Source organism: Mucilaginibacter flavus, from assembly GCF_030409315.1.
GTDB classification, from domain to species: domain Bacteria; phylum Bacteroidota; class Bacteroidia; order Sphingobacteriales; family Sphingobacteriaceae; genus Mucilaginibacter; species Mucilaginibacter flavus.
In genome coordinates this window covers 1-11,859 of sequence record NZ_JAUFPS010000040.1, presented here as the reverse complement: position 1 = coordinate 11,859, position 11,859 = coordinate 1, and the positions used below count along the sequence as shown (strand labels likewise).

General features: G+C 43.2%; 10 protein-coding genes. 7 read left to right on the top strand and 3 right to left on the bottom strand.

The genetic code is table 11. The annotated features are described in order from the left end of the window. Position 1 precedes the first annotated feature (1 nt). From QWZ17_RS18690 to QWZ17_RS18675, 4 genes are all read left to right on the top strand, one after another. Positions 2-817: a zf-HC2 domain-containing protein gene (locus QWZ17_RS18690; protein WP_290306816.1), complete on the top strand. Its 816-nt coding sequence runs from the start codon at positions 2-4 to the stop codon at positions 815-817. Between the two features lie 17 nt (positions 818-834). Continuing rightward, positions 835-1,686, top strand: a complete 852-nt coding sequence (locus QWZ17_RS18685; protein WP_290306815.1) for a DUF4097 family beta strand repeat-containing protein — start codon at positions 835-837, stop codon at positions 1,684-1,686. 12 nt (positions 1,687-1,698) lie between these two features. Continuing rightward, positions 1,699-2,511 carry a DUF4097 family beta strand repeat-containing protein gene (locus tag QWZ17_RS18680; RefSeq protein WP_290306814.1) on the top strand — a complete coding sequence of 271 codons (813 nt, stop codon included), beginning with the start codon at positions 1,699-1,701 and terminating at the stop codon, positions 2,509-2,511. 149 nt (positions 2,512-2,660) lie between these two features. Next, the gene (locus QWZ17_RS18675; protein ID WP_290306813.1) at positions 2,661-5,021 is read left to right on the top strand and encodes an ABC transporter permease; all 2,361 of its coding nucleotides are present in this window, start codon (positions 2,661-2,663) and stop codon (positions 5,019-5,021) included. A 291-nt stretch (positions 5,022-5,312) separates the two neighbouring features. Here the strand turns inward: QWZ17_RS18675 and QWZ17_RS18670 are convergent, their stop codons facing one another. Next, the gene (locus tag QWZ17_RS18670) at positions 5,313-5,630 is read right to left on the bottom strand and encodes a hypothetical protein (RefSeq protein ID WP_290306812.1); all 318 of its coding nucleotides are present in this window, start codon (positions 5,628-5,630) and stop codon (positions 5,313-5,315) included. A gap of 230 nt (positions 5,631-5,860) precedes the next feature. Between QWZ17_RS18670 and QWZ17_RS18665 the strand changes: the two genes are divergently transcribed. The 3 genes from QWZ17_RS18665 (at position 5,861) to QWZ17_RS18655 (ending at position 9,443) form a co-directional block, all read left to right on the top strand. Continuing rightward, the gene (locus QWZ17_RS18665; protein ID WP_290306811.1) at positions 5,861-6,667 is read left to right on the top strand and encodes an alpha/beta fold hydrolase; all 807 of its coding nucleotides are present in this window, start codon (positions 5,861-5,863) and stop codon (positions 6,665-6,667) included. A gap of 538 nt (positions 6,668-7,205) precedes the next feature. Then, positions 7,206-9,011 (top strand): hypothetical protein, encoded by a 1,806-nt coding sequence (locus QWZ17_RS18660; RefSeq protein ID WP_290306809.1) that lies wholly within the window; start codon positions 7,206-7,208, stop codon positions 9,009-9,011. 60 nt (positions 9,012-9,071) lie between these two features. Next, positions 9,072-9,443, top strand: a complete 372-nt coding sequence (locus tag QWZ17_RS18655) for a response regulator (RefSeq protein WP_290306808.1) — start codon at positions 9,072-9,074, stop codon at positions 9,441-9,443. Positions 9,444-9,493: 50 nt separating this feature from the next. On the opposite strand, the gene QWZ17_RS18650 is transcribed toward QWZ17_RS18655, so the two are convergent. Continuing rightward, positions 9,494-9,925: a response regulator gene (locus QWZ17_RS18650; protein WP_290306807.1), complete on the bottom strand. Its 432-nt coding sequence runs from the start codon at positions 9,923-9,925 to the stop codon at positions 9,494-9,496. A gap of 172 nt (positions 9,926-10,097) precedes the next feature. Beyond that, the gene (locus QWZ17_RS18645; protein ID WP_290306806.1) at positions 10,098-11,573 is read right to left on the bottom strand and encodes a ligand-binding sensor domain-containing protein; all 1,476 of its coding nucleotides are present in this window, start codon (positions 11,571-11,573) and stop codon (positions 10,098-10,100) included. Positions 11,574-11,859 lie beyond the last annotated feature (286 nt).

The following is an 11,859-nucleotide window of genomic DNA, read 5'->3' as shown; positions in this document are numbered from 1 at the left end:
GATGAAGATGAATTGCGGACAATACGAGGAAAAATTTAGCGCATGGGTAAATAATGAACTTGGCCCCAGCGAACGCGCCGAATTTGAAAAACACCTGGCCGGCTGCGAGGGCTGTATGCAGGAGTTTACCGCTATGCAACAGGTTTGGGATTTGATGGGGGAGATGGAAACACCGCAGCCATCGGCCAATGTGCAGGTAAAGTTTAATGCCATGCTTGAAACCTTTAAGGAATCGGAAGCGGAAAAGAAGGGGACGTCATTAAAAGAGCAGCTTGCCCGCCTTTGGCAGTGGCAGCCACGGTGGCCGCTGGCTTACAGCCTGGTTATTGTGTTAATTAGTTTTACCTGCGGCTATTTTGCTTTCCGTACCGGTAGCGGCGGTAAACAGGACGAACAGATGAAGGCCTTGAGCGCGCAGGTACATGAGCTAAAGCAAACCATGATGCTGGCCCTGTTAGAGAACCCCAGCGCATCTGAAAGAATAAGGGGGGTAAGTTACACCAGCGAGATTAAGCACGCCGATAAGGAGGTGATTGATGCCTTATTTGCAACGCTGAATAACGACCCGAATGTAAACGTACGCTTAAGCACACTGGATGCATTAACCCACCTGGCATCTCACCCCGAAGTAAGGCAGGGACTCATCCAGTCAATCGTTCAGCAGGATTCGCCATTGATGCAATCGGCCATTGCAGATGTGATGTTGAAGCTGCAGGAAAAACGATCAGTTAACTCGTTTAAACAATTATTGAAACAAAAGAACCTGAATCCGGGCGTAAAAGACAAGATCAGGCAAACCATAACACAACTCATTTAACAACACGAAACAATTTTATGAAAACAACATTACTCACCGTTTTCGCGGCGTTGGGCCTTTGCTTTGCCCAAAACCTTGCCAATGCGCAGGAATATAAAGAGCACGTTACCAAACAATTTACCATGGGGCAGGGCGTGGTAGCGGTATACAACATTTGGGGCAGCATTAATGTGGAAGGCTACGCCGGCGATAAAGTTTTGGTAGAAATTGGTGAAACCATTAAAGGCAAAACAGATGCCGATGTGGATTTGGCCAAAAAGGAATTTAAATTAGGCTTTGATCAAAATGCCGACAGCCTGATAGCCTACACCGCCGAGCCCTACAGCACCAAACCCCACAACTGGAACCACCGCGATGAAGACCATCACCGGGATTATACGGTAAAATTAGAGTACACAATTAAGGTGCCTGCTAACATGAGTATCGCGGTATCCACCGTTAACGATGGGCATATCAGCGTTAAAGATGTTTATGGCTCGCTAAAAGTTAATAACGTGAATGGCGCTATCGAAATTGTTAATGCCAAAGGCACTACCATTGCGCATACCGTGAACGGCCCGGTTACTGTAAACTATCTTTCAACGCCTCCCGGCGAATCATCCTATCACACCATCAACGGGCAAATGAATATTACTTACCCGGCAAGTCTATCGGCCGATCTATCATTTAAAAGCATGAACGGAAAGTTTTTCACCGATTTTGACGATGCTGAAATTATGCCAAGCAAAATAGTAAAAACAGAAGCTAAAAGCGGCGCTGGTACCACGTATAAGCTTAGCTCAAACTCTGATGTGCGCATCGGCTCGGGTGGTAAACTCTTTAAATTTGAAACCCTTAACGGGAATATCTATATCAAAAAACAACAATAACAGAACGATAAAATGAAAGCGATGAAAATTTTAGGTGTATTCACTATAGTACTATTACTTACCGGCCGCTTGCTGGCGCAGGAGCAATTGGCTGTTCCCCTAAGTGACCCGGGTAAGCCCTATAAACTTAATGTTGGTTTAATAGATGGCTCCATTACCATAAGTGGTTACGAGGGTAAAACCATTTTGGTAGAAGGACAACAGGACGAAAGAAGAAAAGAAAAGGAAAAGGACAAAGAAAAACAAACCGGCATGCACCGTTTGAATAGCGGCGGCATGGATATTAATGCCGATGAAAAGGATAACCAGGTAACTATTCACAGCAGTATGGGCCGCCCAATTAACCTCATTATTAAAGTGCCAAAATCTGGTGGCAGCTATAAAATATCAACCGTAAATGGAGGCGATATCAACGGCAGCAATTTGGATGGCGAACTGGAGGTATCAAACGTAAATGGCAGCATTAAACTAACCGATATATCCGGATCGGTGGTGGCCAATACGGTGAACGGACCTGTTATTGTAGTTTTCAAATCTATCGACCCAAAGGCGCCGATGGCTTTTTCGACCCTCAATGGAAAAATTGATGTAACCTTCCCGGCAGGTTTAAAAGCCAACGTAAAGCTAAAATCGGATCGTGGTGATATTTTTACCGATTTTGACGTGGTAACCGATGCGCATAAGCCAACCGTAACCCGCACCAACGAAAACGGCATGCACAGCCTAAAAATTGACGACTGGGTTTACGGCAAAATAGCCGGCGGCGGCCCCGAAATTATGATGAAAACTACCTTTGGCGGAGTTTACATCAGGAAGGCGAAATAACAGTCTGAACCAGGATTAAGCAGATTTATTGGATTAAAAGGATTTGAATTGCAAGTAAAAATCCAAAAAATCTGATGAGTCCGCTTAATCGGGGTTCAGAAATATAATCTGCACATCTGAAATCTGCATATCTGCACATCCAAAACATCATGTTTAAAAACTACATAAAAACTGCCTGGCGCAACCTGGTCAAGAATAAGTTTTATTCGGTGATCAACATTTTTGGCTTAACCGTGGGTTTGGCCATTGGTATCCTGATATTGGTTTGGGTACAGGATGAATTGAGTTTTGATGGCTTCCATAAAAATGCCAAAGATATCTACCGGTTAGAGCTATTTGGCGGCACGGGCAATAGCCGGCAAATTTATAGCTGGGGAGTAGCGCCGATAGGAGTGATGGCCAAACAACAGCTGCCCGAGGTAAAGGAAGCGGTGCGCATTACCGGCAATTATGATTTTTCGTTATACAAATACCAGGATAAGGTGTTTGCCGATCAGCAGAATGCCTACACCGACCCCGCGTTTTTTTCGATGTTTGATTTTCATTTGATCCGTGGTAACCAGGCGCGACCGTTTACCGACGATCATTCGGTGGTCATCACGCAAAAAACGGCGCGGAAATTCTTTGGCGACCAAGACCCGATAGGCAAAGTGATTGTTGCCGATGTTAACAAGGCCAGCTTCGTGGTGAGCGGCGTAATTGCTGATTTTCCTAAAAATTCCAGTCTTAATTTTGATATGCTGATGCCTTTTAGTTTGCATGTAAAAAGAATGCTGGCCGATAAAAATGATGTTAACGCCAACTTTAGCGTTTTAAACTACATCACCTTTTTGCAAATGAAGCCGGGTGCTTCTATCACAGGGCTTACCACCAAAATAAGGCAGATTCACCTTAACCACAAAGCTGATGATACCGATGCCGAATACCTGCTGTTACCGCTCAGCAAAATGCGTTTGTACAATGCAGATATGACGGATAATGGCATTGGCACAGTGCGCATTTTTATCATCATCGCAGTATTGATTTTGGTGATAGCCTGTATCAATTACGTAAATTTATCCACCGCTCGATCGATGTTGCGCTCAAAAGAGATCAGCATGCGTAAAATTATTGGCGCGGCCAAAATTCAACTGTTTATGCAGTTTATTGTAGAAACTGCTTTGCTGTTTTCATTAGCCGCCTTGCTGGCTATTGGGTTGGTGTTTTTGTTGATGCCAGCTTTTAATCACCTGGTAAATAAAGAAATGAATTTAAACCTGGGCGATTATCATATCTGGTTGATATTGCTGGGTGCCATAATGGGTACACTCGCCGCGTCGAGCATATACCCCGCCTTGTTGCTATCATCATTTGAGCCATTGAAGGCTTTAAAAGGAAAAATCTCCGCAGGGATTGGCGATGTATTGTTCCGCAAAATATTGGTGGTTACGCAGTTTGTGTTTTCTATAGTGCTGATTATTGGTACCATGATTATCACAGCGCAGCTTAACTACATCCGCCAGAAAGATTTAGGGTACGATAAAACCAACATACTCAGTTTTTGGATGCGCGATATGGCTTCCCATTACGATGCCGTAAAGGCTGAACTATTGAAACAGCCGGGTGTGCTGGATGTAACCCGATCCAATCAAAACGTGATCAGGTTCCGGGGTTTTAGCGGCGATCTGGATTGGGACGGTAAAGACCCTAAGCAAAACATGATGATCCACACCATAGTGGCCGATAAAGATTTGCCCTCGTTTTTCAAGATGAAGTTTAAAGAGGGTGGGCCATTCACCAGCTCAACATCTGATACCGCTCATTTCATTTTGAACGAGGCGGCTATTAAAGAAATGGGTATCACCAATCCAATAGGCAAACGCTTCAGGATGCAGGGCAATAAGGGCGTAATATCGGGCGTGGTAAAGGATTTTCATTATGCCTCCATGAAGGAGAAAATAGCCCCTGCCATGTTTTGGTATTCGCCTCAAAATTTTGGCACCATCTACATTAAAACAACCGGGCGCGACGCGCAAAAAGCTATTGCCGCAGCTCAAAAACTGTTTAAACAATATAATGGCGAGTATCCTTTTACCTATAGTTTTTTAGATGAAGTGTTTAACAACATGTATCAAAATGAGCAGCAGCAAGGTAAACTGTTTACCTATTTTGCAAGCATAGCTATTTTTATATCCTGCCTTGGTTTGTTGGGCCTGGCAGCCTACACTGCCCAGGTACGTACCCGCGAAATTGGCGTACGCAAAGTATTAGGGGCCAGCGTAAGCGGTATTGTTGGTTTATTAGCTAAAGATTTTATAAAACTGGTATTCATCGCCATCCTGATCGCGTCGCCGTTAGCCTGGTATGCCATGTACAAATGGCTGCAGGATTTTGCCTACAAGATAAACGTAAGCTGGCAGGTGTTTGCGCTTGCGGGTTTATTAGCGATGTTTATTGCTTTTGCTACTATCAGTTTCCAGGCGGTTAAAGCGGCGCTCACAAACCCAGTAAAAAGTTTGAGGAGCGAGTGATTGGTTCATTTGTTCAGTAGTTCATTGGTGGTATGTGGATGATGAACGCCGGATAAAAAACAGTCATGTCGGATTTATTTCGGCACCCCACGGGACGGGCGGCCTGCGTGCTGTATATCGGGCATATGGAGGCTGAAACAAGTTGCCCATGGGGTGTTATAAAAAAACGTTGTCATCCTGAACGCAGTGAAGGATCTTCTTCATTAGAAAAGTAGGCTACATACAGGGCGAAGAAGATCCTTCGTTCCTCAGGATGACAGGGTGGAGAAGATGCTTAAAAGCCCCGGTATATCACTGTGCAATAACATGGGGCGCAGCATTCATCTCCATAAACCATCTCCCTATAAAACCTTTAATCCCTTCCAGCCAGTTGGGTTGTTTGACAGGTGCTATTACGGTTACTTCCTCGGTTAGTTGATCATCTTTTGGGTTATCGCCTTCCTGCATTTCTACAAGGATACTCTCGCGTATGGCGGGGTCGCGGTTTACAATATCGTCCAGTTCGGTAAGCTCGTTAAAGGAGGCAGTGCCGTTTCTTTGGCGTTTAATTAAAATATCAAAACGGTCTTGTAAAAAAGTACGCCGTTCCAGCTGTTTTCGGTGCTTCATGGTGCTATCCCCCTTAATAAAAAGTACAGCGCAAAGTAAATGCCATTGTTGTATTGTATTGATTATCAGTTGTTTGTTTTGTGTCTAACTGTTCGCCCGTTCATTATTGATACACAGGCTGTTCATATGCGGTCATAAAATGAATAGCAATTACTCTTGCTATGCTTAAAATCAGGCATTACATTTACTGCGTATTAAGTGCCCTAACACTTTTTCTGTTTAAACCTGATATGACTACCGCTATTAAACAAAAGAACAATGTTTCTATCGAAGGAAACCTGCAATCGCCGCGTGCTTTAGTTTTTGCTCATGGTTTCGGAACCGACCAAACCGCCTGGAACTGGGTAAAAGATGCCTTTAAAGTCGATTACCGCCTGGTATTATATGATAACGTTGGCGCGGGCGGTGCCGACCCCGAAGTATACAATCCCGAAAGATATAGCCAACTTAACACCTATGCCGATGACATGCTGGATATATTGGTCCATCTGCAACTTGATGATGCCACAATTATTGCCCACTCGGTAAGTTCAATGATTGCTATGCTGGCGGCCAATAAAGCCCCCCGGTATTTCAATAAAATGGTTTTTATCGGCGCATCGCCCAGGTACCTTAATGACGAAAGCGCGAATTATACAGGCGGCTTTACCCAGCCGGCGTTAGATAGCATGTACGAGGCCATGACGGGCAATTACAACGCCTGGGTAGATGGTTTTTCAACCTACGCTATGGAGAATATAGAAAGGCCCGAACTAAGTGAACATTTTGCCTACACGTTATCGGCCATCAGGCCCGATATTGCCTTGGCTGTGGCCCGGGTAATTTTTGAATCGGACGTGCGCTGCGAATTGGCTAAGCTTGATAAAGAAGTATTGCTGCTGCAAGCCAAACATGATATTGCCGTACCCGGCGTTGTAGCCGATTACCTGCACCAGCATATTAAGCACAGTAAATTGAAATTTTTAAACGCTACCGGGCATTTTCCACACATTAGCGCGCCCAGGGAAGTGATTGACGCTATAAAAGCATTTATTTGAGGCTAAGAGGTTGTTATAAAACCGAGGGCCTCAGAAATTGCATGGCGCAGACGACTCACCCCGACGAGGCTACGCCCGTCTTCCCCTCTCTCCGACTGCGTCGCATAGAGGGGTGGGAAATAAAATAAAATAGGGTTCACCCTCTATGTGGCTTTAGCCCAATGTCATTTAGTTAAGAGATTGACAAGTTGCTCCATGGGAGCAAAAGCTTTGTAGTACACGGGAATTAAGATTTTTTGCGTGCCGTAGGTACGCTACTCAGGTTCCGTACCTACGGCACGGAGCGCTATTTCTTGTTTTTTCTACAAAGCTTCATCCCCTACGGAGAAAAAAGCTTAACCTAATGACATTGGGCTTCAGCCGGGGTGAGCCGTCGCCAGCGTTCAAACCCATGGCAAGTTATAAGTCGGTAATTACGTCGCCATTATTTTCACCCTGTCCCTTTTTTGTTACTCAAAAAGCTTAACAATTTAAACGCGTTGTTGTTACCTGTACACAAGCTGCCGCGTTGGTTGCTTAAAAGCAAAACGGTAACAGTATGGTGGTTTCATTTCTTAAGCATCGGTGGCAAAAGATTGTGTTGTGGGTAATCGCGGTACTTGCCATTTTGGTAGTTGCCGTCGCGTTATTTTTGGATAGTTTTTTAACCGGCAAACTTTCGGTAAAACTTAAAGAGGCGGTGCTTAAAGGTACTGACAGCCTGTATCACGTAAATTTTAGCAATGCCGAATTACATGTTTTTAGCGGTACGGTAGTTTTATACAATATCAGTTACATGCCCGATACCGCTGTTTATCATCAGTTGCAAAAGGATGATAAAGCACCAAATAGCTTATACGAATTAAGGGTAAAACGGCTGGAAGTATCGGGCGTACACGCGTTGGATATCTGGCTCAAAAAAGAAATGGAGGTTGATCTGGTATCGCTTAAAGATCCCGAAATCTATATCAGCAGGTATGGCAACAAGCCGCATAAATCTGCCCCGAAAGATAAACGAACGCTTTATCAAAAAATCTCTAAAAGTTTTAAGTTTGTACATGTAAAGGATATTAGGTTGGATGGCATTAGCTTTACCTATCGTAATAAATCTACCTCAAAACCAACGGTTTCCGTTTTAAAGCAGATGGATGTGCAGGCCAATGACCTGCTTATTGATTCGGCCACGCAGGCAGATACCTCCCGCACTTTATATTGCCGTGATATTGTTACCCAGCTGATGAATTACACCGGTAAATCTGCCGGTGGGCTTTATACATATAAAATAAGGTCTATCAAACTAAGTACAAAAACCGAACGGTTAACGGTAACAGGTGTTGATATCATGCCCTTGAACGCGGCTACCTATTTTGAGAAAAGCCAGGACGATAGGTTTACACTGCATTTTGATGATATAATAGCCGATCATTTTGACTACCGCACTTTTCGCCGCCGGCAGGGGATCAATGCGGCAAAAATTACTTTAGGAAAAGGCTTTTTCAATATTTTTACCAATCCTCACGGTAAACTAAAAACTGCCGATAGGCTGGTAACCTTCCCCAACTGGGCAATCCGCCAGTTAAAAACCGACCTGGAAATTGATACCCTGGATATTAAAGATTTAGATGTTAATTACAGCGAGCATAAGGAGGAATCGGGTAAAACAGGCACCGTAAAGTTTATGCATACAAGCGGCCGGTTTTTTAACATCAGCAATAAAAAAGAACTCCTGGCAAAGAATCCTTTGTGCCGGGTAAACCTAAACACCCGTTTCATGGGGGAAGCCAAATTGGAGCTTGGCTTTACGTTTAACCTTGTTGATAAGGCTTACAGCTATAGTTATAAAGGACATTTAGGGCCAATAAATTTAGTTGATGTTAATTCCGCTGTGATGCCTTTAGGTATGGTTAAAATAACATCCGGGCAGTTGAAAAGCCTGGATTTTAATATCAACAGCACGCAAAAAATATCAAAAGGGAAAGTAACCTTTTTATATAACAATTTAAAAGTGGATGTGTTAAAGCGTGATGATGAAAAAGGGTACTCCAAAAAAGGACTTATCTCACTATTGGCAAATACCTTTATCCTTAAAAAAGATAACCCCGATAATGGCAAAGCGCTGCCGCGGATAGCTGATGTGGCGTTTATTCGCCCGGCTAATTTTCCTTTCTTTAAAACGGTGTGGTTTACGCTGTTGAGTGGTTTAAAAGCAGGAGTGGGGGTTGGCAAAGCCGATGAAAAACAGCCCGGCCAGCCCATAACTCCAAAGGAGCAAAAAGAACAGGATAAAGCGATGAAAAAAGCGAAGAAAAATAAGGACAAAGAGGACAAAAAATTCAGGGAAAAAGTACAGGGTAAGGCAAATTGAGTCATTGTATCGAGTTATAGTAAATTGGCATGATTTTGATATTATACCTAACAACAACCCATGAAAATGAATAAAAATATACTAATTGTTGACGATGACTCTGATATGGTAGAGTTAATTTGCCTGATATTGGAAGAAGAAGGTTACAATACCTGGACTTTAACCAGTGGTGAGGTAATTGAAAAAACCATGCAAACCTTTAAACCCGACCTGATATTGATGGACGTAATGCTGGCCGATTTGGACGGGCGCGAACTTTGCAGAAAGCTAAAGGAAAGCGCCGATACCAATCACATCCCGGTAATCCTTATTTCCGGTTCGCATGAGCTCAACCTGCCCGATGAGGGTTTAGGAGCTCCCGATGGATTTATCCATAAACCATTTGATATTAACACCCTGGTGCAAAAAGTGGGGAATAGGCTTGCTGCTTAAATAGGAGTATACTTTTATTTTCCCAAAGCATTAAAGGGGATTTTGTTGCTTTAGTTTTTCATGGTGATGTCATCCATGCTATCGATATTAACCCTTACCATTTCTTCAAGGGCCTTTTTTGAAACCGGTTTTATAACAAAACCCGATATCAATTCTAATTCAGTAGCACGACTATGGTCTGCCGGATCTATTGATGAGCTTACCAGGTAAATAACTACTTTTCTTGAAAGTGTTGGCTGCAATTTGGCAAAACGCTGTATAAAACCCCAGCCATTCATCACTGGCATGTTAATATCCAGCAGAATGAGTTCGGGCAACATTTCAGGTTGGTTTTTAAATTGCTTAAAATAGTCAAGCGCGGCTTTGCCGTGTTCAAAAGTGATGGTTTTTTTAGCGATCTTATAGTTAAAGATCATCACTTCCGACGTAAGGCGCACAATGCTATCGTCGTCAACTATACAAGCCAGGTTAAATTTATACATGTTTAGCGCAAATCAAAATCTACACCAAACTATAATCCGCTGTAGGCGTGTATGTTTTGGGGAATAGGGACGCTTTTAATTTTATGTAATAATTAAATAGCGGGTAATTATTTACCCGTAAAGTAATATGCGCTTAGCTTTCTATAACTAATCTGTTTAAAGGGCTTGCCTGTTATTTCCTGGTCATTTGCAGTAAACCGTTGGCAGTGGTGGCGTAAATGGTACCTTTTGAATCCTGCATCAACTGAAATATTTTATGACCGGGCATCGGCGAATTGGTGTTATGGTAATTTTCCCAGCCATCTTTTAAATCAAACCTCACCAGGCCCGATTGATCTGTTCCCATCCATAAAACATGGTCAAACTTATCATAAAGCATGTTGGTTACGTTGTTCGACGGCATACCCGAGTTTTTATCGTTATAATGCACCCAGCTACCATCGGGCCTAAGTACGGCTATGCCTTCCTTTTCATCGTCGGCTAAGGTTTTATTCCCATAATCCTGTAACGAGAAATAGATATTGCCATTCTCATCCTCGGCCGAGCCGGAGATACATAAGTTTTTTAAAGGTGTTTCGGATGTATTAAATGTGGTTACCCTGGCGTTTTTATCAATCACGATAGTGCCTTTAGTAGTACCTATCCAAATTCGTTTCTGGCTATCGTCAAACGCGTAAATGATATCACCGGATGGTAGTTCGGGCAGATTCTTTTTATTAAGCACCACAACCTTTTCTTTACGCACAACCACCAGGCCGCTTTTGGTGGTAAATAAAAGTTCGCCGTTGCGGCTGTTTAAAATATGGGTAACGCCCGGTGCCAGGAACTTTTTAAAGTCGAAAATTTGCCAGCCCGATTCATCGTGGAATTTGTAGATGCGGTTATTAATATAAATCCATTTGTCGTTCTCCTTATCTACGGCAATATCCTGTACCGCTGTTTCGGCATTAAAAGGGGAGTTGTACTCATTAACCGGGTTAAATGTACGGCCGTTAAAGCGGGTAAGCCCTTTTGATGTGGCGTACCATAGCACATCCAGTTTATCAATAGCGCTGGTTTGGCTAATATTATCGGGGAGTGGCGAATTGTATTTGGTCCACACCTTAAAATCGTAATTTTTTAAAGATGGATTGGTGTAAGTGCTGGTGGTATTGTAAATAACAGGCGCGCCGGCCGGTTTCATCTGGCTCAGATCAAGCCTTGCCATTCTGCCCGATATAGCACCATGCGCGAATTTAAAAGCCACATTTACCGATGACGATACCTCCCGGCCATCAACTATTGCCGGTTTCCAGATACAGCCGTTAAGGTACCTGATTAAATCGGCGGTTAGCGGGCTGTTGGTAGCATCGTCATAACTCAATACGCAGCTAAAGCCCGAAGGTTCAACCAACACCTGGAAGTTTAATGTGCCATTGGCGTCCTTTAAAATATATTTACGATTGATGCGGTCAGAAATCTGGTCGAGCGTAAACGGATCGCAGGTTGCTTTAGGGCTACCACAGTCAACACAAAAGGTTGCGGTGTCGCAAATCTCAATTTTTTGTAAAAAGAGATTTTGTGCCGATGACACCCGCGGAAGGAAGAAAAATAACAAGCCGATATATAACAGCTTTTGAATTTTGGATGGGTATAACAATGCTAACATTAAGCTTCTAAATTAAGGAATGCAAACACAAACCACCAAACGAATTATAGTTAAAATATGTTAAGTACGCTTTGCCTTGATGATTGTTACAATTGAAGGCTATTGTAACCGGTAACCAAATGTTTAAGGTATTTGGCTGTATGTTTGTTACGGGCTGAGGAATTGTGCGTAACGTAGAAGACTCACCTGGCGAGGCTCCGCCCGCCACCCTCCTATGTTTGTTGTCAAAATATAAGCAAATAGATTTGCATTATAAAGTGAGAAGGAATGAGAGCAGACGGTCACC